Source organism: Actinoplanes sp. NPDC049681, assembly GCF_044465265.1.
In the GTDB taxonomy this organism is placed as follows: Bacteria; Actinomycetota; Actinomycetes; order Mycobacteriales; family Micromonosporaceae; genus Actinoplanes.
Genome location: NZ_JBITLP010000005.1, coordinates 567,608 through 593,460 on the forward strand (window position 1 = coordinate 567,608; position 25,853 = coordinate 593,460).

General features: G+C 72.3%; 18 protein-coding genes. 5 read left to right on the top strand and 13 right to left on the bottom strand.

Annotated elements, in window-relative coordinates; genetic code table 11:
• Nucleotides 1-1,290 (bottom strand): hypothetical protein, encoded by a 1,290-nt coding sequence (locus ACIBO8_RS20860; RefSeq protein ID WP_396116914.1) that lies wholly within the window; start codon nt 1,288-1,290, stop codon nt 1-3.
• 253 nt (nt 1,291-1,543) lie between these two features.
• Here ACIBO8_RS20860 and ACIBO8_RS20865 point away from each other — a divergent pair, with 253 nt between their 5' ends.
• From ACIBO8_RS20865 to ACIBO8_RS20875, 3 genes are all read left to right on the top strand, one after another.
• Nucleotides 1,544-2,914, top strand: a complete 1,371-nt coding sequence (locus tag ACIBO8_RS20865) for a serine/threonine-protein kinase (protein ID WP_396116915.1) — start codon at nt 1,544-1,546, stop codon at nt 2,912-2,914.
• 223 nt (nt 2,915-3,137) lie between these two features.
• The gene (locus ACIBO8_RS20870) at nt 3,138-4,163 is read left to right on the top strand and encodes a UDP-glucose--hexose-1-phosphate uridylyltransferase (RefSeq protein WP_396116916.1); all 1,026 of its coding nucleotides are present in this window, start codon (nt 3,138-3,140) and stop codon (nt 4,161-4,163) included.
• 114 nt (nt 4,164-4,277) lie between these two features.
• Nucleotides 4,278-4,808: an alpha-galactosidase gene (locus tag ACIBO8_RS20875; RefSeq protein ID WP_396116917.1), complete on the top strand. Its 531-nt coding sequence runs from the start codon at nt 4,278-4,280 to the stop codon at nt 4,806-4,808.
• Here the strand turns inward: ACIBO8_RS20875 and ACIBO8_RS20880 are convergent.
• The gene (locus ACIBO8_RS20880) at nt 4,716-5,222 is read right to left on the bottom strand and encodes a flavin reductase family protein (RefSeq protein ID WP_396116918.1); all 507 of its coding nucleotides are present in this window, start codon (nt 5,220-5,222) and stop codon (nt 4,716-4,718) included. The two genes, ACIBO8_RS20875 and ACIBO8_RS20880, sit on opposite strands and share 93 nt — an antisense overlap.
• 129 nt (nt 5,223-5,351) lie before the next feature.
• Entirely contained in the window at nt 5,352-6,590 is a 1,239-nt protein-coding gene (locus tag ACIBO8_RS20885; protein ID WP_396116919.1) for an ROK family protein, read from the bottom strand.
• A gap of 420 nt (nt 6,591-7,010) precedes the next feature.
• Here ACIBO8_RS20885 and ACIBO8_RS20890 point away from each other — a divergent pair, with 420 nt between their 5' ends.
• Nucleotides 7,011-8,639 carry an alkaline phosphatase D family protein gene (locus ACIBO8_RS20890; RefSeq protein WP_396116920.1) on the top strand — a complete coding sequence of 543 codons (1,629 nt, stop codon included), beginning with the start codon at nt 7,011-7,013 and terminating at the stop codon, nt 8,637-8,639.
• Nucleotides 8,640-8,642: 3 nt separating this feature from the next.
• Here the strand turns inward: ACIBO8_RS20890 and ACIBO8_RS20895 are convergent, their stop codons facing one another.
• From ACIBO8_RS20895 to ACIBO8_RS20920, 6 genes are all read right to left on the bottom strand, one after another.
• Nucleotides 8,643-9,977 (bottom strand): M1 family metallopeptidase, encoded by a 1,335-nt coding sequence (locus tag ACIBO8_RS20895; protein WP_396116921.1) that lies wholly within the window; start codon nt 9,975-9,977, stop codon nt 8,643-8,645.
• Nucleotides 9,978-9,984: 7 nt separating this feature from the next.
• Nucleotides 9,985-13,893 (bottom strand): Pls/PosA family non-ribosomal peptide synthetase, encoded by a 3,909-nt coding sequence (locus ACIBO8_RS20900; protein WP_396116922.1) that lies wholly within the window; start codon nt 13,891-13,893, stop codon nt 9,985-9,987.
• A gap of 163 nt (nt 13,894-14,056) precedes the next feature.
• Nucleotides 14,057-14,941: an ROK family protein gene (locus ACIBO8_RS20905; RefSeq protein ID WP_396116923.1), complete on the bottom strand. Its 885-nt coding sequence runs from the start codon at nt 14,939-14,941 to the stop codon at nt 14,057-14,059.
• On the bottom strand, nt 14,938-16,119 hold the full coding sequence (locus tag ACIBO8_RS20910) for a sugar ABC transporter permease (RefSeq protein ID WP_396116924.1): 1,182 nt from the start codon (nt 16,117-16,119) through the stop codon (nt 14,938-14,940). The genes ACIBO8_RS20905 and ACIBO8_RS20910 overlap by 4 nt, the downstream gene beginning before the upstream one ends.
• The gene (locus ACIBO8_RS20915; RefSeq protein ID WP_396116925.1) at nt 16,116-16,850 is read right to left on the bottom strand and encodes an ATP-binding cassette domain-containing protein; all 735 of its coding nucleotides are present in this window, start codon (nt 16,848-16,850) and stop codon (nt 16,116-16,118) included. Before ACIBO8_RS20915 ends, ACIBO8_RS20910 begins: the two co-directional genes overlap by 4 nt.
• Nucleotides 16,850-17,929 carry a sugar ABC transporter substrate-binding protein gene (locus tag ACIBO8_RS20920; RefSeq protein ID WP_396116926.1) on the bottom strand — a complete coding sequence of 360 codons (1,080 nt, stop codon included), beginning with the start codon at nt 17,927-17,929 and terminating at the stop codon, nt 16,850-16,852. Before ACIBO8_RS20920 ends, ACIBO8_RS20915 begins: the two co-directional genes overlap by 1 nt.
• A gap of 118 nt (nt 17,930-18,047) precedes the next feature.
• On the opposite strand from ACIBO8_RS20920, the gene ACIBO8_RS20925 reads away from it, so the two are divergent.
• A complete protein-coding gene (locus tag ACIBO8_RS20925; RefSeq protein ID WP_396116927.1) occupies nt 18,048-19,256 on the top strand; it encodes an ROK family protein in 1,209 nt (402 codons plus the stop codon).
• Here the strand turns inward: ACIBO8_RS20925 and ACIBO8_RS20930 are convergent.
• The 4 genes from ACIBO8_RS20930 to ACIBO8_RS20945 are packed head-to-tail and all read right to left on the bottom strand — an operon-like array spanning nt 19,253 to nt 25,701.
• Nucleotides 19,253-20,197 (bottom strand): chitinase, encoded by a 945-nt coding sequence (locus ACIBO8_RS20930; protein ID WP_396116928.1) that lies wholly within the window; start codon nt 20,195-20,197, stop codon nt 19,253-19,255. The genes ACIBO8_RS20925 and ACIBO8_RS20930 overlap by 4 nt on opposite strands.
• A 51-nt stretch (nt 20,198-20,248) precedes the next feature.
• Nucleotides 20,249-22,264: a PQQ-dependent sugar dehydrogenase gene (locus ACIBO8_RS20935; RefSeq protein ID WP_396116929.1), complete on the bottom strand. Its 2,016-nt coding sequence runs from the start codon at nt 22,262-22,264 to the stop codon at nt 20,249-20,251.
• A gap of 15 nt (nt 22,265-22,279) precedes the next feature.
• Entirely contained in the window at nt 22,280-22,942 is a 663-nt protein-coding gene (locus ACIBO8_RS20940; protein ID WP_396116930.1) for a glycoside hydrolase family 75 protein, read from the bottom strand.
• A 50-nt stretch (nt 22,943-22,992) separates the two neighbouring features.
• Nucleotides 22,993-25,701, bottom strand: a complete 2,709-nt coding sequence (locus ACIBO8_RS20945) for a glycosyl hydrolase 2 galactose-binding domain-containing protein (protein ID WP_396116931.1) — start codon at nt 25,699-25,701, stop codon at nt 22,993-22,995.
• Between the last annotated feature and the right edge of the window lie 152 nt (nt 25,702-25,853).

Sequence of the window (25,853 nt, forward strand, 5' to 3'; positions counted from 1 at the left end):
TCAACGGTTTACCACGGCGAGCCCGCCGTAACCGGTCTGAGCGCCGCCGCGTGGCAGGCGCGCGGCGACGGTCGCGCCGAATCCGTCGGCGAGCCGGCGGGCCAGGGCGAACATGTGCTCGTACGTCTTGTCCGCGACGTCCTGCGCGTTCCGGTAGTCCCGGGCGGCGTACGCGTCGGCGTGGTCGAGCAGCATCTGGTCGTGTGCCTGCAGCGCCGCGGACAGGTCGGCCGGTGACAGTCGCCCGCCCGTGGCCGGGGCGAGCACGGCGGCCATGCGCGTCTCGAAGGTCCGCAACTGGGACCGCGCCTCGTGCCTGCGGTCGGGTTTGCCGGCCGCGGTGGCGCCCGCGTACGCGACGAGCAGCTCCACGTGCGACGCCCACAGTGACTGGAACCGCCGCGCGGTGGGCGCCCCGAACAGGGTGTCGACCGCGGCCGCCAGATCCCGTGTGTTGCCGTTGATCATGTCGGCGGAGGCGTCGAAGTCCGCGGTGTTCGTGACCGCCGCACGGGTGACGTCCTCCAGCAGCACGGCGTGCTCGGCCAGCACCTTGCCCAGCTGGGAGCGCAACCGCCAGATGGGCGTACGCAGAGTGGCGCGGTCACGGGCCGGCAGCAGCGCGTCGGCCAGCGTCAGGCCGAGGTCGTACGTGTGCTGGTATCCCTCCCGGTACAACCGGTCCGACTGCGCGTAGTCGTGTGCCGCGTACGCGTCGGCCTGCTTCGTCAGATGGTTGACGTGCATGACGACCGCCTCGCGCGCCGCGTCCGCGGGGAGCCGGCCGTGCGAGGCGCCCGCGAAGAAGGTGGCGAGCTTCTTCTCGAACCCGACCAGATCCTCGCGTGCGCGAGCCTTGGCGGCTTCGTCCTGTTCGGCCACGGCGCCCGCGTACGCGAACAGCGCGACGACGTGCTGCGACCACAGGGGCCGGAACTTCTCCCCCGTGGCGGCGCCGAAGAGCTGCCCGACCAGGGCGGTCATCGCATCGGTGTTGCCGCCCAGGGCGGCGTTCGCGGCCTGGGCGAAGTTGTCGTCACCGCGGATCCGGCTGCGCATCAGGTCGGCCGCCAGCACCGAGTGCTGCCCGAGCAGCGCCTGGAAACGCACCGCCTGATCGGCCGCGGTGGCGGCGGGCGCGCCCTCGGTATGAGCATGCTCGTGACCGGTATCGGCCACCGGCGCCGCTCGCGACCCGACGGCGGCCGGCCCGGCCGCCAGGACCACGGCCAGCGCCGCGCACAACATCGCGACCAGGTGCCCTCGGTGACCGATTCTGCCTATCCGCATTTGCCTCGCCGTCCGTCAGTCGTGCAGGAACGGCAACCATGAGCGCGACGCGCCCGGGCGGTTGCCGACGGTCATCCCGCCGCCGACCCTACGCTGGCATCGACGCCGGTCGAGTCCTCCGAGCGGAGATCCTCACCGCCCTTGTGGACCATCCGGCATCACCCGAAATCCGTGCAACGGGAGATGAAATCCCCGTACGTGGGCGAGTACGGTCGAGAGGGCCGCTGACCTTCGCAACCTCCGAGGTGACGGCATGGCGCCGCAGGAACAACTGGTGGCCGGGCGGTACCGGCTGCTTCGCACGCTCGCCACCGGGCGGATGGGCCGCGTGTGGCTGGCCGCCGACGAGGTCCTGCACCGCCAGGTCGCGATCCGCAAGTGCGTGCCGCCCGCCGGGCTGGGCGCCGACGAGCAGGAGGTGGTCCGCGAGCTGACGATGCGCGAGGCGCGGGCCTTCGCCGGGATCGGCAACCCGAACGTGGTCAGCGTCCTCGACGTGCTGCCCGACGAGGACGAGCCGTGGATCGTGATGGAGTACGTCGCCTCCCGCTCGCTGCTGCAGGTGATCGAGGAGACCGGTCCGCTGCCGCCCGCCCGGGTCGCGGCCATCGGCCTGGCCGTCCTGCACGGGCTGACCGCCACGAGCGGCACCGGCGTGCTGCACCTCGACGTCGAGCCGGCGAACGTCCTGATCGGCGACGGCGGGCGGATCGTGCTGTCCGACTTCGGTCCGCCGGCCACCGAGGACGGCGCCCGCCCGCCGGGCCACACCGGATCACCGAGGTACGTCGCTCCGGAACGGCTGCTCGGCGGGGACCGGACCCCGCAGGCCGACCTGTGGTCGCTGGGCGCGACGCTCTACCACGCCGTGGAGGGTCATCCTCCGTACGCCGGACGGCCGCCCCGGCGCGCGGGGCCACTCACGGGCGTACTGGAAGGTCTGCTGCAGCACGACCCCGCGGCCCGGCTGCTGCCCTCCGACGTGGAGGAGAGGCTCCGCCGGGTGGCCGGGCCACCGGCGCCGCCCCCGCCGCCCTCCGCCGCCGCAGAACGCCCCCGGCTCCGGCGTGTCCGCTGGGCGACGGCGGCCGCGACGGCGGCCGTCATCGCCGCGGTCGGGGCTGCCGCCAGCACCACCGGCAAGGGCGACCCGACCGGCACGCCGACCACGGCGACGGCGTCTCCCACCGTCCGGCGGGTGGTGGTGCTGCCCGGCGACTTCACCTGGTGGAACGACCCCACGGGATTCCGGGTGGCCGTGCCCCGGGGCTGGCGGCACAGCCGGGATCCCACGGGCGAGCTGACGTTCACCGCCCCGCAGGGCGGGCTCACCCTGAGCATCGGCAGATCCACCGCACCACCCGGTAACAGCGTCGCGGCGCTCACCGCCGAGGAGGGCAAGGCGCGGCCCGCCTCGTACCGGAGGATCAGGATCGAGAACGGCGTGTGGGAATACACGGTCGAGGACCGGTCCGGGCGGCAGATGCGCGTCCTGCGGCGGCTGCTGACGGTCAAGAGCCATGGGTACGCCGTGGAATGGCGGACGCCGACGGCGGCGTGGACGGCTCAGTTGCCGAAGCTCACCGTGGTCGTGGACAGCTTCGGGCCCGTGCCGGGGCGATAGCGGACCAGGCCCCGCCGAGCAGGTCCTGGATCCCGGTCACGGCGGCGCCGCGTCCAGACCACGTTCCTGTTCCCGGTGACGACCAGCGCCGCCGACATCACGGCCCTGCTACAACCGCGCCTCGACGCCGTCTACATCGGCGGCAAACCGGTCAGCTCCCTCACCGGGCTCGACAATCAGCTCAACGACCTGTTCAAGGTCGCCCAGGAGATCGGGGTCGCCGATGGGCACGCCACTGTCCGGCATTCCGCACCGCCGCCTGAACCGGCTCACCGGCGAGTACGTGCTGGTTTCACCGCACCGCACGGCCCGGCCGTGGCAGGGGCAGGTGGAGGATCCGGTGCCGGACAGCCGGCCCGCGTACGACCCCGATTGCTACCTCTGCCCTGGCAACACACGGGCCGGCGGGGCCCGTACGGCGCGGTACTCGTCGACGTACGTCTTCGACAACGACTTCGCGGCGCTGCTGCCCGACACCGCGCCCGCGGCACCGGCGTCCGGCGGCCTGCTGGTGGCCGAGGCCGAACGCGGGATCTGCCGGGTCCTCTGCTTCTCCCCGCGCCACGACCTCACGCTCGGCGGCATGGGTACGCGGGAGATCCGGCAGGTCGTCGACGCCTGGACCCAGCAGTACACCGAGCTCGGCGCGATCCCGTGGGTCGCCCACGTCCTGATCTTCGAGAACCGCGGGGCGATGATGGGCGCCAGCAACCCGCACCCGCACGGCCAGATCTGGGCCGAGGAACGGTTGCCGAACGAGGCCGTGAAGGAGTCGGCGCGGCAACGCGCGCACGACGGCTGCCTGCTGTGCGACTACCTGGCCGCGGAGCTGGCCGACGGCGAGCGCCTCGTGGCCTCGAACGACGAGTTCGTGGCGCTGGTGCCCTTCTGGGCCGTGTGGCCGTTCGAGACGCTCGTGCTGCCGCGCAGCCACGCCGGGTCGCTGCCCGGCCTCACCGAGCCGGCGCGCGACGGGCTCGCCGACATTCTGGGCCGGCTCACCCGCCGCTACGACCGCCTGTTCGGCGTCACCTTCCCGTACTCGATGGGGCTGCACCAGACGCCGACCGACGGGGCCGAACACCCCGAGTGGCACCTGCACGGTCATTTCTATCCACCGCTGCTGCGCTCGGCGACCATCCGCAAGTTCATGGTCGGCTACGAGCTGCTCGCCGGCCCGCAGCGCGACATCACGCCGGAGAAGGCGGCCGAACAGCTACGCGAGTTGTCCGAGGGGAGTCCCCGATGACATCGACGCCCCCGCCCGGTTCGTGCTCGACGACGGCTGGTTCCGCCATCGCCGACGGCAGCCGGGGGTGGAGATCCCGCCCTGCTCCTCCGGCGGCTCCCGGGTGGACCTGGGGTGCCGGAGCGTACCGACCGGATATGGTCCAGTGACTGCAACGACGCGCTGGAAATCCAGCTCATCCAGCGGTGGACCGGCACGCTGCTGCCTCCCGAGCTGATCGGCGCCCACGTGAGCCCGACCGTCTCGCACACTACCGGGCGCGTGCACACCCTCGATTTCCGTTCGTTGTGGGTGCACGGGGAGGCGGTGTACGCCCTCGCCGCCACCGCGACCGGGGTGTGGTCGCCGCCGGGGCGCGTACGCCTGCCCGGCCTGCACCCCGCCGGCGTCTACCGGATCTCGCCGTTGCCGCCGGCCGACCGGCCGGAGGGACCCCACCCGGGACGGCCGGACGCTCGCCGTCGCCGGGGTGCAGGCGGCGGCGCCCTTCCCCGAGCGCCTCGTTCTGGTCCGGGCCCACCGGGTCCGACCGCACATCGGCTTCCTTCGCGGTCAGAGGGCGTGATAGCCGCCGTCGTGGTAGAGCAGCGGGGCGTGCCGCTCGGCGAGTTCGGCCTCCATCACCCGGCCGATGACCAGGTGTGATCCGCCGGCGGGGTGCCGGTGCTCGATCGCGACCCGCAACCAGGCCGCCGCGCCGTCGAGCACGGGTTCCCCGGTGGGCAGCCGGCGCCAGCGCGTCGGTGCGGCGAACCGGTCGATCCCGCTGGTGGCGAAGGTGTGCGCCAGCTCGGCGCGCTCGGCGCCCACCAGGTGCACGACGGCCGTGCCGGCGTCGCGCAGGTGCGGCCAGCTGCTCGCCGTCGCGGAGATGCTGAAGGAGAGCAGGGGCGGATCGGCGGACAGCGAGGCGAGCGACGTCACGGTGACACCGGCGGGGCCGCGTCCCGCGTCGGTGGTCACCACGGCCACGCCCGCGGCGTGGCGCCGGAACACCTGACGGAACAGCGCCGCGTCGACCGGCACCGCCGGGGTCGACCAGGAGGTGAGGACAGTCATGAGCAGCTCCGTTCGGGCTTTGACGGGTGCGTGGGCCGAGCCGGGCCGAAGGCTTCGTCGCCGCCGTCCTTAATTCATACTATGCCGCTAGGATTAAGAGGCAAGTTTGCGCCGTACTGAAATAAGGGCTCAGCAGGAGTGCGGCGCGGCGTACACGTGGTCGAGGGCGACCGCCCCACCGGCCACGGCGAGCACGTTGTCCGGAAAGCTCGTGATACGAACGGTTTCCGCGGCATCGGCGCCTGCCGACGCCCAGGCCGCCGCCTCGGACCGCACGATCGCGAGGCAGCCGGGCAGCCGGTTCGCTCCCGCCTCCACGACGACGAGCACCTCGGGATCGAACAGGTCCAGCAGCAGACCCGCGGCCCGGCCGACGAGGCGGGCGCGCTCCTCGAAGATGGCGACGGCCCCGGCGCTGCCGCTGACGGCCGCGCTGATCAGGGCACCGAAGTCCGGCCGGTCGATCAGCCCGGCATCGAGTGCACGGCGCGCCAGCGCCTGCTCCGACACGGCGGCCTGGAGGCAGCCGGTGCGGCCGCAGGCACAGGCCTCCCCGCACCCCTCGACCGGCAGGTGGGCGACGGCACCCGCGGCCGACCGGGGGCCGTGATGAACGATGCCGCCGGCCGCGAACGCCACGTCCACGACGTTGCCCACGAAGAGATGGACCGCACTCTCCCGCGCCCGGCGGGCCACGTCACCGAAGAGCTGTTCGGCCTTGAGCAGCGCCCGGGAGTTGCTGTCGACGCGTACGGGCAGACCGGTCGCCTCGGCGAGGACCGCACCGGCCGGGACGTCGCGCCACCCGAGGAACGAGTGCTCGACGACCGTCCCGCTCGCCACGTCGACCCAGCCGCCGGCGGCCAGGCCGAGGCCGAGAATCCTGCGCCGGGCGCCGTACTCGCGGCGGAGGGCGGCGACGCTCGAAGCGATCGCGGACAGGACGCTGCTGGGATCCCGGCGGCCGTGCGCACTCCACCGGCTCGCGACGACCCGCCCCCGCAGGTCGAGCAGCGCGACCGTCACACGGGGTACGGCGATGTGCACCCCGATGACGGCGGCACCGTCGGTGTCGATGTCCACCGGCACGTGCGGCCGCCCGACACCCGGCGGCCCGGCCGCTTCCGGCACCTCACGGACCAGCCCGCACTCGAGAAGGGATGCCACGACACCACTGACCGAGGCCGCGGACAGGCGAGCCGCCCGGGCCACCGAACTGCGGGCGATCGGGCCGTGATCCAGGATCGCCCGCAACACCGTCCCGGCCGAGCCCCGCGGCCCGCGAGCGGCGGGCACCGGCAGGTCACCACGCCGGGTCGTACGCCCGGCGCCGACCGGTCCGGAACCACCTCGCCGAGAGTGGATCATCGATCGAGACTAACGCGAGTCGTCGCCCCGAACGGCATCATGTTACGGGTTGTTGTACACCCGGTAATGGTGATCCCTGTTCACACTTCCGCGGCCCGGACGTGCAGCCAGCGGCGGCGACAGGCGTCACGAACCCAACATTCACGTCACGTTCAGCGCCTAGCCTTTCCTTCTCCGCACCCGACGGCGGATGACGGAAGGGAGTGTGCCGTGGCGAAGAAGTCGAAGAAGGACAAGAAGAAGAGCAAGAACAAGAAGAAGTGAGCCGCTGGAGCGTGCCGGGTGCGTCCGGCACGCCTCCCGCCGGCAGCAGCGCCGTCAACGGTGCGGTCACCGCCTGTTGGCGCGGGTTTCGCGTGAGCTCGGTGTCAGCGGCACCGCCGCCGCCCGCAGCATCGATGTATGTCTTTCTTTTCGCCCGTGAGTCGCCGCCGTTTCGTGGCCGCCGCAGGTGGTGCGGTGGCCGGCCTGATCGCCGGTCCCGCGCTCGTCGACCCCGACGGCAGGGCCCGGGCCGTACCCCGCCCGGGCGCCGCCGGCCCGCTGCCTTCGCACATGTTCACGCTGGGTGTCGCCTCGGGTGACCCGGCTCCCGACGGCGTCGTGCTGTGGACCCGGCTCGCGCCGGACGCGCTGCACGGCGGTGGCATGCCGAACCAGTCGGTGCCGGTCACCTGGGAGGTCGCCGACGACGACCGGTTCGCCGCCGTCCGCCGCCGGGGCACCGCCACGGCCGAGCCCGCCTGGGGCCACAGCGTTCACGCCGAGGTCACCGGCCTCGAACCCGACCGTGTCTACTTCTACCGCTTCCTGGTCGACGGCCAGGCGTCCCCCGTCGGCCGGACCCGGACGGCACCCGCCGCCGGAGCCGACCTGCAGCGGCTGCGGTTCGCGTTCGCCAGCTGCCAGGACTACCAGTCCGGCCGGTACACCGCGTACCGGCACCTGGCGGCCGAGGACATCGCGTTCGTGGCGTTCCTGGGTGACTACATCTACGAGAACCCGCGCAATACGGCCGCGTACCGCCAGCACGACGGGACCGGCGAGCCGTACTCGCTGACCGACTACCGCAACCGGCACGCCTGTTACCGCAGCGACCCCGACCTGCAGGCGGCGCACGCCGCCGCGCCGTGGATCGTCACGTTCGACGACCACGAGGTCGACAACAACTGGGCCGGGCTCGTCCCGCAGGATCCCGCCCAGCAGAGCGCGGACGTGTTCCGGGCGCGCCGCGCCGCCGCGTTCCAGGCGTACTACGAGCACATGCCGCTGCGCCGTTCGTCCCTGCCGAGCGGGATCGACATGCGGGTCTACCGGCAGATCACCTTCGGCCGGCTCGCCACCGTGCACGTCCTCGACACCCGCCAGCATCGCACCGATCAGGCCACCACCCTGGCCCAGGCCGACGACCCCGCCCGGACGATGACCGGCGCCGAGCAGGAACGCTGGCTCACCACCGGCATGAGCCAGTCCGGCACCCGGTGGAACCTGCTCGCCAACCAGGTCATGTGGGCGTCCAACGACCGTACCGCCGGGTCCGCACAGAGCTTCGACTTCGACAACTGGGACGGGTACCGCGTCCAGCGCCGCCGGCTGCTCGACTTCTTCGGCTCCGGCGCGACCAGCAACCCCGTGGTGCTGACCGGAGACCGGCACGCCACCTGGGCCTGCGATCTGCGCCCCGACTTCGACCGTCCGGACACCCCGGCCGTCGGCGCCGAGATCACCGGCACCTCCGTCACGTCCGGCGGCGACCCGGACACCGCCGCGTTCCACCGGACCTTCGACCCCATCAAGGCCGAGAGCCCGCACTGGAAGTACATCGACAACCGGCGGGGCTACATCCTGTGCGACCTCACCGGCGGGCGGTTGCTGGCGTCCCTGCGTACGGTCAGCACCGTCTGGGCGCCCACCGCGACCGTCACCACCGCCGCCGAATTCCAGGTGACCGCCGGCCGGCCCGGCCTGGAAGTGGTCCGCCACGACACTCCGCAGCCCCTCCCCTCCTCAGCCCTGCGCCGCTACGCCGTGGACCACGACCAGTTCTGAGCCCTACCGCGGGAGCGGGGGCAGCGCCGCACTGTCGAGCCACTCCGCGAACAGGCCGCCCAGCGGTTCCCTGGCGAAGCGCTGGGCGTGCTCGCGGAACTGCGCGGTCGTCACGGTCGCGTACTGATGGTCGGCCACCCAAGCCCGCAGGAGCGCGAAGAACGACTCGTCACCGACCTTCTTCCGCAACGCGTGCACGGTGAGCGCGCCGCGCTTGTAGACGAGCGGGTCGAACATCCGGTCGACGCCCGGATCCGCGACGACGACGTCCCTCGGGCGGGCCGCGACGCGGTCGTACCACTGGGCCGCGAGGGCGTCCGTCGGCAGGCCGCCGCACACGCCCGACCACAACCATTCGGCGTACGTGGCGAAGCCCTCGTTGAGCCAGATGTGCCGCCAGTCCGCGACCGTGAGGCTGTTGCCGAACCACTGGTGCGCCAGTTCGTGCACGACGAGCCGCTCGTGCGTACGCCGCCCGTCGACATGGTTCCTGCCGAAGACCGCCATGCCCTGCGCCTCGATCGGGTCGTCGAGCTCGTCGTCGGCGACCACGACGACGTACTCCCGGAACGGGTACGGCCCGAAGAGCCGCTGCAAAGCCTCCATGATCTCGCCGTGGCGGCCGAAGTCGTGCGCGAACCCGGCGCGGAGCGCGGGCGGGATCGCGGCGCGCTGGACGACTCCGCCCCGGGCGAGGTCGACGAGCTCGTACCGTCCGATCTGGACGCTCATCAGGTAGGGGGACGTGGGCTCGCGGCGTTCGTACACCCAGGTGGTGCGGCCGGCGCCGCGGCGGCGGGACACGGGATCGCCGGTCACCAGGACCGTGTACGGCGAGGCGGTCGTCAGCGCCACCCGGAAGGTGGCCTTGGCGCCGGGCTGGTCGTCGCACGGGAACCAGGACGGCGCCCCGTTGGGCTGGCTGGCGACGAGCACGCCGTCGGTGAGTTCGTCCCAGCCGATGTCGCCCCACCGGCCGGAGACGGGTACGGGGTTGCCCGCGTACCGCATCTCCACCCGGAAGGTGTCCCCGGTGCCGATCGGGCGCTCGGGTTTGACGTGCACCTTGCCGGGCCGGTGGGCGTGCTTCGCCGGCCGGCCGTCCACCCGGACGTCCTGGACGCGGAAGCGGCCCAGGTCGAGGGTGAGCCGCGACAGCGGCTGGGTGGCCACCGCGGTGACGGCCGCCCGGCCGGCGAGGCGGTTGGACTCGACCCGGTAGTCGAGGTCGAGGTCGTAGTGCCGCACCCGGTAGCCGCCGTTGCCGTGCTCGGGAAGGTACGAGTCGGTCGAGCGGTCGGCTCCGGGCGTGGCGCCGCGGGCCCCCGTCGGCGTCATCGGCCGCCTACCTCGCCGGCCAGGTCGCGATCGGGTTGCCGAGCCACCGGGTGTCGGCGGGCACGGCGTCGCCGCGGGTCACCAGCGAGCCGGGGCCCACGGTGGTCCGCGCGCCGATGCCGGCGCCGGGCAGAACGATGCCGTGCGGGCCGAGTGCGGCTCCCGCGTCGAGGGTCACGTGATCCATGCTCATCACCCGATCATGGAACAGGTGGGTCTGCACGACACAACCGCGATTCACCGTCGCGCCGTCGCCGAGACGTACCAGGTCATACTCGGGCAACCAGTACGTCTCCAGCCAGACGCCGCGGCCGATCTTGGCACCGAGTGTCCGCAGCCAGGCCGCGAGCAGCGGCGTTCCGGTCGCGAAGCGGACCAGCCACGGCGCCGCGAGCACCTCGACGAAGGTGTCGGCCAGCTCGTTGCGCCACACGAACGAGGTCCACAGCGCGCGGTCCGCGACCCGGAACCGGCCGACCAGCAGCCACTTCGCGGCCGTCGCCACGGCGGCGGCCGCGATCGCCGCGACGAGCATGACGGGCCCGGCGGACAGCGCGGCGGCCCACCATCCGCCCGCCCGGGCCACGAGCCCGAGCGCGGCGAGGACGCCGCACGCGAGGGCGGCGGCCCACATCACCGGGACGATCCGGCACAGCTCGATCGCGGCCCGGGCGAGCTTCAGCCGCAGCGGCGGGTCGAAGGTACGGCTGGTGTCGGCCGCCTCGACGGTGCGGCGCAGGGGCATCGGCGGGGCGCCGAGCCACGACGAGCCCTTCTTCGCCTTGCGCGGCGCCGACGACAGGACGCCGACCAGGCCACGCTTGGGCACCGTGCGGCCGGGTGCCGCCATCCCGGAGTTGCCGAGGAACGCCTGCTTGCCGATGCGGGCGGGGGCGACGCGCAGCCACCCGTGGCTCAGCTCGTACGTGGCGACCATGGTGTCGTCGGCCAGGAACGCCCCGTCGGCGACCGTGGTCATCGCCGGGAGCGCGAGCACCGTGGACGCCTCGACGCCGCGGCCCACCTTCGCACCGAGCAGCCGCAGCCACACCGGCGTGAAGAGGCTGGCGTACAGCGGGAAGAGGCCGACCCGGGCCATGCCCATCAGCCGCTCGGTCGCCCACACCTGCCATGCCACCCGGCCCTGCACCGGGTGGTGGCCGGCACGCACGCCGAGGCTCAGCGCCCGGACCGCGACCAGGATGAGGAGTGCGTAGCCGGCGACGTACGCGACCGTTCCCAGCGCGACGGCGGCGAGCAGCGGGCCGACGGCCGGGCGGACGACGGCCGTCCAGCCGACCAGCGCGAGCGCCGGCAGGGCGGCCAGGACCGGCACCAGGCCCATCAGCTGGGCGGTCAGCCCGTACGCGAAGACCCAGAAGCGGGACCGCATCCTCGACCGCGGGGGCCGCTGGGCGGGCCACGAGGCCGGTTCCTTGACGGCGGGTGCCGCCGGCGAGCCGGCCCAGCGCTGGTTCGCCGGCACGGGGCCGGCCACGGTCGAGCCGGCGGCGATCCGCGCACCCTTGCCGATCCGGGCGCCGGGCATCAGGGTGCTGCGGGAGCCGACCCGGGCGCCGGCGCCGACGCGCACCTTGCCGATGCGGACGACGTCACCGTCGACCCAGTGACCGGCCAGGTCGACCTCCGGCTCGATGGCCGCGCCGCGGCCCAGCTTGAGCAGGCCGGTGACCGGGGGCGCGGAGTGCAGGTCGACGTCGGGGCCGATCTGGGCACCGAGGGCCCGCGCGTAAGTGATCATCCAGGACGCCCCGGCGACGCTGGTAGCTCCGGTCAGCTCGGCGAGCCGTTCGGCGGCCCAGAGCCGCAGGTGCACGCTGCCGCCGCGGGGGTAGCTGCCCGGGCGTACGCCGCGCAGCAGCAGCCGTGCCCCGCCGGCGGCGAGGCCGATCCGGCCGAGCGGGCTGAACAGCAGCACCCAGCCCAGTGCCACCCACCACCAGGACGCGACCGGGGCCCACGGAACCGGTGCGACCAGGGCGAGAACGTTGCCGAGTGCGGCCAGCACAGTCAGCCAGCGCAGCCCGACCAGCGCGAGCATCGGCAGCATGAGCAGGCCCTGGACCAGCCCGGCGCGCCGCGGGGTCGGCCGGACCTCCCTGCGGGTCACCGCCGCGGTGCCGAGGGCGTCGAGCACCGCCGCCAGCTGCGACAGCCTCGGGTTCAGATAGATGTCGGCCACCGAGACCTGCGGGTGCCGGCGCCGGATCCACGCGACGAGCTGCGCCGCGTTCAAGCTGCCGCCGCCGTGGTGGAAGAAGTCGGCGTCGGCCGCGGTGGGGCGTAGGCCGAGGATCTGCTCCCAGCCGCCGGCCAGCCAGGCCTCGGTCGAGGTCAGCTCCCCCGCCGCTCCCGCCGGGTCCGCCGTGGTGGGCAGCGGCCAGGGCAGGGCGGCACGGTCCACTTTGCCGGACGTCCGCGTCGGCAGCGCGTCCACCGTGGCCAGCAGCGGCACGAGCGCGGCCGGAAGCTGCTCACGAATCCGCTGCCCGGCCGCCTCCACATCGAAGCCGGCGCCGTCGAGCGGCACCACATAGCCCACCAGCAGCTGGTTGCCCGCGGCGGTCCGCTTCACGGCGGCGGCCGCACCCGCGACGCCGGGCAGCGCCTGCAGCGCGGCGTCGACCTCGCCCAGCTCGATCCGGCGGCCGCCCAGCTTGACCTGCTCGTCGCCGCGGCCGACGAAGACCAGACCCTCGGGCTCGGCCCGGACGATGTCCCCGCTGCGGTACGCCCGTTTCCAGCCCAGCTCCGGCAGCGGCGCGAACTTCTCGGCGTCCTTCTGCGGGTCCAGGTACCGGGCGAGCCCCACCCCGCCGATCACCAGCTCGCCGGTCTCGCCCATCGCGACCGGCTCGCCGGCCGGGCCGACCACCGCAAGCTCCCACCCCGCCAGCGGCAGGCCGATGCGCACCGGGCCGTCGCCGGTCATCCGTGCGGCGCAGGCCACCACGGTCGCCTCGGTGGGCCCGTACGTGTTCCAGACCTCGCGCCCCTCGACGGCCAGCCGCTCCGCGAGCTCGCTCGGGCACGCCTCGCCGCCGAAGATCAGCAGCCGGACGTCGTCGAGCGCCTCGACCGGCCACAGTGCCGCCAGCGTGGGCACCGTGGACACCACCGAGATGCGCTGCTCGACCAGCCACGGGCCCAGGTCGACGCCGCTGCGCACGAGCGATCGCTCGGCCGGGACCAGGCACGCGCCGTGCCGCCACGCCAGCCACATCTCCTCGCACGACGCGTCGAACGCCACCGACAACCCGGCCAGCACGCGGTCGTGCGGGCCGATCGGCTCGTCGTTCTCGCCGCCGAGGAACAGTTGTGCCTCGGCGTCCACAAAGGCCGCCGCCGCGCCGTGGCTGACGGCGACGCCCTTGGGGGTGCCGGTCGAGCCCGAGGTGAAGATGATCCAGGCGTCGTCGGCGGGGCCGGGCCGCCCGGTTCCGCCGGCGGGGTCACGGCGGAGCGACACCGCCAGGTCGTCGCCGAGCACCGCGCACACGTCCGCCTCGGCGAACACGAGTTCGGCCCGTTCCGCGGGATCGTCGGCGTCGACGGGCACGTACGCCGCTCCGGCCGCGAGCACGCCGAGGATCGCGAGGTACAGCTCGGCCGTGCCCGACGAGATCCGGATGCCCACCCGGTCGCCGGCGCCGATGCCGTGCCCGGTCAGCGTCGCCCGTATCGCCTCGATCCGGTCCGCCAGCTCACCGTACGACAAAACGGTCGTACCGTCGTCGAGAGCGGGGGCGCCGGGGTGCATCCGCACCGTCTCGTCCAGGATGTCGACGAGCGTGCGGCGGACCGGGTGGGACGAGGAGCGGAACACCGCCGGGGCCACCGGCGCGAAGGCGATCGGGGGAAGGTCGACCAGCCGCAGATCAGTCGCAACGGTCACCGGGCGTGCACCATCTTCACCTCACGGGTCAGCGTCAACCAGGCGTGCGGAGTGCGAACCCGCCCTGGGCAGCCTTCCACGGTACGACGCGGGAACGTGAAATGACGGCACCGCGGTGGATTGGTGCCGGATGCCACAGCGAACGTCGCCCGGAAGTGGGCCCTCAGCGGGCGGCTTCCAGGGCGAGCGCCACGGCCCCGACGAGCGGGGCATCGTCGACGAACCGGGCCGCGGACAGGCCCGGTGGGAACGGCACGGCGCGGCGTACCGCATCGGCCACCCGGGGCATGATGTGGGCGGCCGCACCCATCATGCCGCCACCGATGACCACCCGCTCCGGATCCAGGGTCACGCACAGGTTGGCGATGGTCCGCGACAGCGTGTCCACGACCTCGTCGAGCAGGCCGGCGACCCGCGGTTCGGCGCCCAGCTCGAACAGTTCCGCGGCGGTCACCGGCCGGCCCAGCAGCTCGGAACCGCGCCGCGCCAGGGCGCTGCCGGACACCGCTTCCTCCAGCGGGGCGTGGCCGTCCGCGAAGGACGGATCGGCGGCGCGGTCGCGCAGATAGCCGATCTCGCCGGCCGCACCGTGCGCACCGGTCAACACCCGCCCGCCCGCCACCAGCGCGGCCGCCAGGCCGGTGCCCAGGTTGACGTAGAGGCCGACGTCGACTCCCCGCAGCGCACCCCACCGCAGCTCGGCCGCGGCCCCCGCATTGACGTCGTTGTCGATGGCCACCGGGGCGTCGCCGAACTCCGCCCGCAGCAGCTCCGGCAGGGCCATGCCGTCCCACCCCGGGACGTTCGGCGCCAGCCGTACCCGGCCCCCGCGCAGGACGCCGAAGGTGGACACTCCGACCGCCGCCGGGGCGGTCAGCAGTTCGCGAGCCGCGTCGAAGGCACGGTGGACCGCCTGCAGCGCGCCCGCGCCGCCGAGGGTCCGCAGCCGCACCGTGGTGTCGGGGCGGCCGTCGGGCGAGCCGACGGCCGCCGTGGCGAGCGCGATCTTGGTGCCACCGAAGTCGATCGCCAGCACATGGCCCGTCATCGGGGCCGGCCCCGGCGAGCCAGCGAGTCGAGCGCGACGGCCACCGCCAGCACCGCGGCGGTCACCATGTAGCGCACGGAGGAGTCCACATTGAGCAGCAGCATCCCGTTGGTGATCGATTGGATGACCAGGATGCCGAGCAGCGCGGCGTACGGGCGTCCTCTGCCGCCGAACAACGACGTGCCGCCGATCACCGCCGCGGCGATGGCCATCAGGAGGGTGTCGCTGCTGCCCGAGCTCTGGTTCACGGCGGCGAGCCGGCTGGCGGCCAGGATCCCGCCGCACGCCGCCAGCATCGAGGCGGCGGCGAACGCGATCAGGCGGATCCGGCTGACGTTGATGCCCGCGCGCCGGGCCGCCTCCGGGTTCCCGCCCACCGCGTACATGTGGCGGCCGAACACGGTGTGCCGCAGCACCAGGTCCAGGACCACGACCAGAGCGGCGAAGATGACCAGCAGGAGCGGGACGCCGCGGTCGGCCGACAGGACCGACACGACGGCGGCGAGCGCCACGGCGAGCCCGCCGACGCGCAGCGCCACGCCGAGGCCCGAGGTCACCGGGAGCCCGGCCGCCGCCCGCAGCCGGCGGGTCACCACCGCGCTCGCCGCCGAGACCGCGACGATGAGCGCCGAGATCAGCCAGGCCGCCCACGCCGGCAGCCAGGTGTCGCTGAGCTTCGCCAGGAACCCGTCGAAGGGCAGGTTGATCGTCCCGCCGCTGCCGAGCAGGTAGAGCATGAGGCCCTGCCAGCCGATCAGCCCGGCCAGGGTGACGACGAACGACGGCATGCCCAGCCGGGTGAACATCCACCCGTGCAGGAGCCCGATCAGTGCGGCGCCGGCGAGAGCGGCGCCGATCGCGGCGGCCGGGTTCCAGCCGTGGTGGACGTACAGGATGGTCATGATCACCGCGCACAGCCCGCTCACCGAGCCGGCCGACAGGTCGATCTCCCCCAGCAGGACCACCATGATGATGCCGAGCGAGATCGTGCCGGTCGCGGCCATCTGCAGGGCCAGGTTGGTCAGGTTCTCGGCGGACAGGAAGCGGTCGTTCAGCGAGCCGAACACGATCGCGATCAGGACCAGCCCGGCGGCGACGGGCCAGGCTCCGAGATCGGTACGCCCGCTGCCGAGCAACGGCCTCAGCGGCCGGCGCAGCAGCACTGCCAACGCGGTCATGAGACCCCCTCCGTGGTGACGCCGCCGGTGATGGCTGCCACGACGGCCTCCGGGGTGGAGTCCGCCGTGCGGAACTCGCCGGCGTTGCGCCCGAGCCGCAGCACGACGATCCGGTCGCTGACCGCGCGGACGTCGGCGAGGTTGTGGGAGATGACGAGCACGGCGAGTCCGCGGTCCCGCAGCCGCCGGATCAGGTCGAGCACCTGGGCGGTCTGCTCGACGCCGAGGGCGGCCGTGGGCTCGTCGAGGATCACCACCCGGGGCTTGCCGACGAGCGCGCGGGCGATGGCCACCGACTGCCGCTGGCCGCCGGAGAGCATGGCCACCGGCACCCGGATGTCGCGGATCCGCACGTCGAGGGAGCCGAGGAGGTCGCGCGCCGTCCGCTCCATCCGGATGGGCCGCAGCAGCGACCAGCGGGACCGCTCGTCGCCCAGGAACAGGTTCGCGACGACGTCGAGGTTCTCGCACAGGGCCAGGTCCTGGTGGACGGTCGAGACACCCAGCTGGCGCGCCTCGTGCGGCGTGCTGATGCGGACCGGCCGGCCGTCCTGCTCGATCGTGCCGTCGTCCGGGGTGACGACCCCGGAAAGCACCTTGACCAGGGTCGACTTGCCCGCGCCGTTGTCGCCGACGAGGGCGACGACCTCGCCGGGCGCGAGGTCCAGGCTCACCCCGGCGAGAGCCTGGACCGCACCGTACCGCTTGGCGATGGAGCGTGCGGAGAGCACTACTTGATCCCCGCCTTGGCGCACGCCGCCGCGACCGGCGCCGTGCAGATGTCCGCCGGCTTGTAGAAGCCGTCCTTGACGATCGTGTCCTTGACCTTGTCGGCGGTCACCGCGATCGGATCCAGCAGGTACGCGGGGATCTGCGCCGTACCGTTGTCGGCCTTCGCCGGTGCGGCCGGCTTCTCGCCATGGGCCAGGGCCACCGCCAGCTCACCCGCCTGCTCCGCCTCGCGGCGGATGTCCAGGTAGATCGTCATGTACTGCTCGCCGGTCAGGATCCGTTGCACGGCCGCGAGTTCGGCGTCCTGGCCGGTGATCGGCGGGAGCTTCGCATAGCCGGCCCGCTTCATCGCGGCGATGGCCCCGCCCGCCATGCCGTCGTTGGCGGAGAGCACCCCGACGACGCTGTCGCGCCCGAGTGCGGTGATGGACTGCTCCATCTCCTGCTGGGCCTTGTCGGGGCTCCAGTCCGGGGTGTCGAACTCCCGGCCGATCGTGACCTTGCCGTCGAGGACCTGGTGCGCGCCCTTCTTGTAGTCGGCCGAGCTGGGGTCGGTCGGCGAACCGTTGATCATCACGATCTTGCCCTTGGCGGTCGTGCCGGCGGCGGTCAGGGCGTCGAGGAGCGCCTGCCCCTGCATCTCTCCGACCCGGACGTTGTTGAAGGAGACGTAGTACTCGTACGAGATGCTGGAGATCAGCCGGTCGTACGCGATGACCGGGATCTTCTTCTGCTTCGCCTGGTTGACCAGGGGGGCGACGGCACCCGCGTCGACCGCGTCGAGGACGAGCACGTCGGCGCCCTGGGTGAGCGCCGCCTCGACCTGTTGCTGCTGCTTGGCGGCGTCCTGGTCGGCGTTGGAGTAGAGCAGCTTGCACTCCGCGCACAGCGCCTTCACCTTGGCCTCGAAGAGCGGCCGGTCGAACGCCTCGTAGCGGGTGGTCTTGGACTCGGGGAGGAAGAGCGCGATGGTCGGCGCATCTTTCCCGCTCGGTTTGTCATCGGCATCCGTGGTGCCGCATGCGCTCACCAGGACGGCGGCGGTGGCGGCGACTGCGACGAACCATCTGGCTCTCACGGCGCACCCTTTCCTCGGGGGGTTTGCCATGCATCGTCGGACACCGCGCCGCTCTTGGCAATGACCTTTACAAAGTTAGTGAGTGACCTTTACGAAGTGGTGTGGCAGCCTGATGGGCGTGCAGAGCAGTGCGACGGCCAGTACGACGAGCGTGCTCCGGGTCATGAACGAGCGCGCGGTGTTCGCGGAGGTCTTCCGCCTGGGCAAGGCCTCACGCCCCGAGCTGGCCCGGGTGACCGGCCTGTCCAAGCCGACCGTCGCCGTGGCGCTCAGCAACCTGGAGAGCGCCGGACTGCTGCGCCAGGTCGGTCTGCGCGCCGGACCGGCCGGCCGCTCCGCGCTGCTCTACGAGGTGCGCCCCGAGGCCGGGCACGTGCTCGCGGTCGACATCGGGCGTGCGTACGTGCGGGTGGCCCTGGCCGACCTGGTCGGCGAGATCGTCGCCCGCAAGGAGGAGCCCTCCCGGGGGTCGGACACCGGCGACCTGGTCACCCAGCTCACCCGGCTCGCCGACGACGTCACAGGCATGGCGGGCATCGCGCGCGGCGACGTCACGCTGGCCGTCTTCGGCACCCCCGGTATCCACGACAAGGCCACCGGTTCGCTGCACCTCGCGCCCAACCTGCCTGGCTGGGAGCGGCGCGACAGCGTCGCCCGGCTCGCCGACGTCACCGGATCGGCCTACGTGGTCGAGAACGACGTCGACCTGGCAGCCGTCGGCGAGGCCACGTACGGGCTGGGCCGCGGGATCCGGCACTTCGTCTACTTCTCGATCGGCACCGGCACGGGCATGGGCATCGTGATCGACGGACAGCTCTACCGGGGCTTTCGCGGCGCCGCGGGCGAGATCGGATACCTGCCGATCGGCGACGGCGATCCGCTGCTGGACCAGCCGGAGTCACGCCGGCGGGGCATGTTCGAGTCCGTCGCCTCCGCGGCCGGCGTGGTGGGCACGGCGCGGCGGTTCGGCATGACCGGCGCGGAAACGGCGAAGGACGTGCTCGACGCGGCGCGCGCCGGCGACCCGGCCGCCCGGCAGGCGGTGGACCGGCAGGTCGAGCATCTGAGCCGGGCCCTGGCCGGCGTGGCGGCGGTGCTCGACCCGGAGCTCGTGGTGCTCGGCGGCGGCGTCGGCGCCCACGCCGGCGACCTGCTGACCCGCCCGGTCGTCGAACGGCTCCGGCACCTCGTCGCGCTGCACCCGCCGCGCATCGAGATCTCCACGCTGGACACGGATGCGGTGCTGCTCGGCGCTCTCGCGGTGGGGCTGACCGGCGCCCGGGACCTCGTGCTGGAACGCACGGCGGCCCCGGGCAGGCCACGCTAGTACTGGGCGAACACCTTCGTGTAGGCGTACGCCGATTGCGAGACGCCGCTGCACGAGTCGGCGTCGCTGCCGCCGCCGCAGGGCCGGTCGCGGTTGATCGCCCAGAAGGTCAGGCGGGCGATGTGGTGCTGCTGGGCGTACGCCAGAATCGTGCGGAAGTCGGCGAGGGTCACCGTCTCGTCGTCCTCGTCGGTCCTGCCGTTCATCGACGAGATGCCGATCTTCGAGTACGCGACGCTGTCGCTGTAGCCGTACGCGTTCTTGACGGCCTTCTTCAGCCCGTCGGCCGCACTGACCGAGGCGGCGCCCATCGTGCCGCTGTGGCCACCGAAGTCGAACGGCATGATGGTCCAGCCGTCGTTGTTCAGGCCCGCCGCGGCGCCCTTCCTGATGAGATCGACCCCGGTGGCGTCGGGACCGCTGGGGGTGGTGCCGAAGGTGATGAACGTCTTGATACCGGGGTTGCCGGTCTTGACGATCTTCAGCGCGTCGACGACCCGCTTGCGGACCGTGCCGTCGGAGAACTCGGTCGCCTCGATGTCGATGTCGATCGCCTTGAGGTGGTACGCGTTGACGACCTTCTGGTACGCCGCGGCCAGCGCCCCGGCCGACGAGCACTTCTCCCCCAGCTTGTCGCCGCTCCAGCCGCCGAAGGAGACGACCACGTCGCCGCCGGCGTGGCGGATGGCGTTGATCTTCGCCTGATCGTCGCCCCCGGTCAGCGGCCGGGTGCCGTCCCACCGCGGGTTGCATCCCCCGTCGGAGAGGATGAAGGCGAGGGTGAAGAACTTGATACCGGTCGCCGACATCACCGACGTCGGGCTCTGCGGGTTGCCCCAGCCGAAGTACTCGTACGGCGCGACCGCCATGCTGGGCGCGGCGACCGTGGCACGGGCGGCCGGCGCAACCGGCACCAGCGCGACAACTATGAGCGCGGTCATGCTTAGCCGTCGTAAGGGATTTCGCATCGGTCCTCCGAGGGGTTGGGGACGCTACGCGATCGTGATCCGGAAGATCTTGTCGGATCCGTCGGCCGCGCCGCCGTTGTTGTCGCAGTTGGTGGTGGTGAGCCAGAGCTGATCGGCGCCGGGCACCTTGACGACCGTGCGCAGCCGCCCGTACGTGCCGACGTAGTACGACGTCGGCGTCCCGGTGTTCTCGCCGTCGAGCAGCGGGATCCGCCACATGCGTTCCCCGCGCAGGGCCGCCATGTAGACGACGTCCCGGACGATCGCGATCCCGCTCGGCGAGGCGGTGCTGACGGGCCACTGGCGCTTCGGGTTCTCCATGCCCGAGACGCTGCAGGTCCCCTCGCAGACCGGCCAGCCGTAGTTGCGGCCCGGCTTGATGAGGTTGAGCTCGTCGTACTGGCTGTTGCCGAACTCGGCCTCCCACAGCCGCCCCTGGGAGTCCCAGGCGAGGCCCTGCGGGTTGCGGTGGCCGTAGCTGTAGACCAGCGAGCCGGGGAACGGGTTGCCGGGCGCCGGCGTGCCGTCGGTCCTCATGCGCAGGACCTTGCCGTTGAGCGAGTTCTTGTCCTGCGCGAGATCCGGGGTCTGCGCCTCCCCGGTGGTCGCATAGAGATATCCGTCCGGACCGAACCCGAGCCGGCCGCCGTTGTGATACCGGCTCTTCTTGATTCCGGTCACCAATGACGTGTACGCCGTGAGCGAGGTGCCGTTGTACGTCATGCGGGCGATGCGGTTGCCCTCCGACGCGGTGTGCATGAAGTACACGAAGTGGTTCGTGTTCCACTTCGGGTCGACGGCGACGCCCAGCAGGCCGCCCTCCCCGTCGGTGGTGACCGTGTTCGGCACGGTGCCGACCTGGGTCCGTACGCCGGCGAGCGTGACCTTGAAGACCTTGAACGAGTCGCGCTCGGTGACGATCGCCGTCTGGCCGTCGGGCAGCCACGCGATCCCCCACGGGATCGTCCATCCGGTGGAGATGGTGGTGATGCTGGACGGCACCCCGCCGCTGCACGACGGCGTGGTGAAGGACCTGGCGTTGCTCGGTGCCGACACGTTGCCGGCGGCGTCCTTCGCCACGACGGTCAAGGTGTACGCCGTGTTGCAGGCGAGCCCGGTGACCCTGGTCGACGTGACGGTGCCGACCGCCTTGAGCACCGAGCCCCCGCTGCGGACCTCGTACCCGGTGACCCCGACGTCGTCCGTCGCCGCCGTCCAGGACGTGTCCACACTGCTGCCCGCGACGTTGGCGGTGGTGAAACCGGACGGCGCCGCCGGCGGCTGGTGGTCGGAGCTCGGCAGTGTGGTGCACACGGCTTGCGGGCTGCTCGTCGACACGTTGCCCGCGGCGTCGCGGCCGAAGACGGACAGCCGGTACTCGAAGCCCGGCTGGAGGCCGCTCAGCGTCGCCGAGGTGGCGCTCCCCGCCGCTTCACCGATCTTGTTGCCGTCGTGATAGATGTCGTACGCGACCACGCCGACGTCGTCCCGCGACGCGCCCCACGTCAGCGTGAGGCCCGTCGCGGTGACGGCGCTGCAGGCGGGCTGCCCGGGCGCGGTCGGCGGTTGCGTGTCACCCGGCACACCGACACTGAGCGAGTCCACATTGGGGCCGCCGTCGGCGGTGGCGGCGGTTGCCCGGATACGATCCGTGCCGGCCGTCAGCCCGACGGTGAACGTCACGGTCCGCCAGGTGTCCCAGCTTCCCGTGCCCGGGAACGACAACGCGGTGCGGACCAGCGTGCCGTTCACCGAGACGTCCATCGGACGGTCCACGCCGGTGCCGTTGGCGTACCGGATCGCGACGCTGACGTTGCCCGCCGATGCGGCAGGGACCGACCAGTCGACGAAGCTGCCCGCGACGTTGTCGTAGTTCACGAAACCGGTGCCGGTGAACCCGGGATGGTTCGACTCCACGGCACCCCGGGAGATCGCCGCGCTCTCGGCCTCGTAACGGACGGCCGCGGCGTGCGCCGGCGGCGTGGGAGCGAGGACGACGGCGATCACGCCGGCGACGATCAGGCCTCTTCGCGAGCTCATCGATCCCTCCCGGCGTCAGCTGTTGACGAAGGCGGTCGCTGCTGCGGCGCCCTTGCTGTCGATGGCGCTGTTCGACTCGACGGGGCTCGGAACGCTACCGGGGAAGACGATGTACGTGACGCCGTTGTCGACGCCGCCGTTCTCCGGATTCGCGTTGATGCCCAGCGCCCGCGCCGTCGCGTACGACGCCTCGCCGATGATGTTGCTGGGCCCCTCGTCGGCGAAGACCGCGTACACGACCTTGTTGTTGTAGATGACGGCCGCCACGCTGCCCGGCTTGATGCCGGCGCTGGAGTAGTTGAACCGCGAGCTCGGCAGCGGGATCACGAAGTAGTGGGTGCTGTCGGCCTGGAACGACCGGCCCCGCGACGTCTCGAACGAGGTCTGGTCCTGGTACCACGGATCGGTGTCCTCGTTGCAGTTCGACGTCCGTACGCCGTCGCAGTCGATGTCCATGTCGGCCTTCCAGAAGTAGGCCGACCCCTTCTTGCAGATGTTGACGGTCGAGGACGCCTCGTCGTCGGTGGCGTACTTGCCGTGCGAGACCACGGTGCAGGAGCTCACCTTCGCCAGCAGCTGACTGGCGCTGGGTCCGGACGCTGCCCGTGCCGGTGAGGCCAGGACCACGGTGGCGAGCAGACCCAGCGAGACGATGGCAGCCTTCAGTTTTCGTTGCACGCGCTCCTCCAGGGAAGTAGCGAGGGGATGGGGGGAAGAGCTGGTTATGTTCAGTGGCCGATGACTCTGGTGGCCACGTTCCAGCCGGACAGGCGCACGGAGGGGGTGGCGCCGGCAAGGTCGGCGGTGCGATAGGTGGCGGTGAGAGTGGTGCTCTCCCCCGGCCAGAGGCTCACGTCGTTGTCGCTCCAGCGGACCGGCAGCACCGGGGCGCCGGCCGCGCCGAGCACGTGCGCGTCGACCATGAAGGCGGGGACCCTGCCGGTCGACGTGTTCCGCAGTGTCACCGTCGTGGTGGTCGTGCCGTCGGCGCCCGCCGCGGAGGCGGCGGCCGCGGTCACGGTGGCCGGCGCCATCCCGGACAGGCCGGACAGGTTCGCGTAGCTGGTCGTCGGCACGTAGTACCAGTCGTTGTTCGCCCAGTCGATGACGTCGTCCTTCGTGGACAGCCAATACACGTTCCGGCCGATCTCGTGGCCCGAGCGGTCCTTGAGCACCAGACGGGCCAGGTACGTGCCCGGCAGTCCGCTGACCGGCGGCACGGTGAGGGCCACCGTCCGGCCGCCGTCACCGGGGACGTCGACACCGGCGACGCTCTTGAGGTACTTCTGCGTGCCGTCCACGGTGAACAGCGCGGTCTCGACGGTCAGGCCGGTCTCGGCACCGTGGCGGTTGTTGACCACGACCACCGAGTGGTTGTCGTAGGAGTACTGGACGTGCAGCGGCTCGTTGGCCTTCTTCGCGCCCCAGTAGGCGCCGTTCTGGTCCAGGTAGTAGTCGAAGAGCTGCCAGTGCAGGGAGGTCCAGCCGCTGTTGAGCATCCAGTAGACGACGCCGGTCGAGGGGTCGCTCGCGTCGCGGAAGTTGCGCCCGTACGCCTCGAACTGCGCCCGTACGGCCTCGTACTGGGCCAGCTGCGCCTTGCGGACGTAGTCCTCGAGGCCGGTGGGCGCGCCGTACCGGCCGGCGAGCGCGTTGTCGAAGATCTTCAGGGTGCCGAAGGTGCTCGACGGCGACCGGTGGTACTGCTTCGCGCTGAAGTTGCGCCACAGCGTGTCCAGCTCGGCGGGCGACGTCATCCGCCGCAGCGTGTCCAGCGTGGGGATGTCCGGGCCGGCGCTGGTCTCGGAGTTGAAGCCGGCCGCGCCGCCCTCCCGCTTGGCGTACCAGTAACTCGGCGGCACCCAGTCGTACGGCCCGGTCATCTTCATGCCGGACGGGCCGGTGATCGGCGCGGAGTCGTCCGAGGCCGCGGCCACGATCGGCGTCGGCCAGTCGGTGGCGCGCAGCGCGTCGACGTAGTTCTTCTCGATCCTCGCCGACGGCGGGAAGTCGCTGCCGATGAGGAAGGAGATGACGCTGGGGTGGTCACGCAGGCGGGCGGCCTCGGCGGCCATGGAGTCCTGGGCGACGACGTAGTCGGCCTCGGACCACGGTTCGCCCGGCTCGCCGCCGTTGACGTCGCCCTCCCACTTGTCGCAGCACTCCCAGCCGGGCAGCGTCAGGATGCCGAGCCGGTCGGTGAGGTCGAAGAACTCGCCGGCCTCGAGGTGGCCCTCCAGCCGGACGGTGTTCAGGCCCAGGTCGCGTACGTATCGGAGCTTGTCCTCGACGTATCGCGCGTCCCAGCGCAGGAAGAGGTCAGGGGACCAGCCCGCACCGCGGATCAGCAGCGGCCGGCCGTTGATGCTGTACGCCCGCGCCCCGCTCGCGTTCAGCGGCGCCTTGACGTCGCGGATGCCGAAGCTGTCGTGGGCCCGATCGGAGACCACGCCCGCGACGTCGGCCGACACGTCCAGCGGGTAGAGCGGTTGCGCGCCCATCCCGGCCGGCCACCACACCTGCGGGTCGTCGACGCCCAGGCGCTCGAACGTCACGGTCCTGGTCTCGTGCGCGGCGAGGGTGACCGGCTGGCTGAGCGTCGAGCCGGCAAGAGTCGCCCGTACGGTCGCCGTCACGGACCCCGCCGTCTGGTTCCGTAGGGCCACCTTGGCGGTGAGGTCGGCGTGGTCGAGCGAGGGAACGGCGAGGCCGGTGACGACGTACGCGTTGTGCACGGCGACCGGGCCGGTACGGCGTACCACCACGTCGCGGACGATGCCCATGTTGCGGTCGGGCGGCGTCTGGGTCCAGTCGATCCAGCCCGAGGTGAGCTGCTTGGCCGGATCGTTCGGGTACACCTTGACGGCGATGCTGTTGACGCCCGGGTGCACCAGGTCGGTGATGTCGAGCTCGTGGCGGGTGTACTGCCCGGCCACCCGGTCCTTGGCGGCCACCAGCGTGCCGTCGACCCACACGTCCGCCTGCGAGACGACCCCGCTCAGGTCGACGACGGTGCGCAGCCCGGTCTCGGCGCCGGCCACCAGGTCGGCCCGGTACCACCACGGCACCTTGAAGTCGGCCGTGTTCACCGACTTCATGGTCGTGGAGTAGAACGGGTCGGCGTACCGGCCGGCGGCCAGCAGTCCGGCGAAGACGGTGGACCGCGGCGAGACGGGAACCCAGCCGGCCGTGGAGTAACCCGGGCGCGACACGGCCGCGTCGTCGGCGACCTTCGCCGAGGTCTGCATCAGGAAGCCGGGGATCACGCCCGACGAGCCGGCCACGCCGGGAAGCGTGAGGACGGCGCCGCCGGTCACGGCCCCGGCGGTCCGGGTCCCCGCGATCCTGGCCCTGGCGGTCCGGGCGTCCGCGCCGGCGAGGACGAGAACGAGGACGAGCGCGCAGGCGGTGAGTAGTGATCCCTTGGCCAGCTTCACCGTGAGCCTCCCCGGGCACCGTGACGGCGCGTGATGGGCGTGCGATGGTACACACCCACGCGGATTGTTAGGCAACTTGCCTGACAATTGCGTCACGGTATCGAGCCCTGGTCACGCGCGCAAGAGATCGGGTCTTGTCGATTTGAAACCGC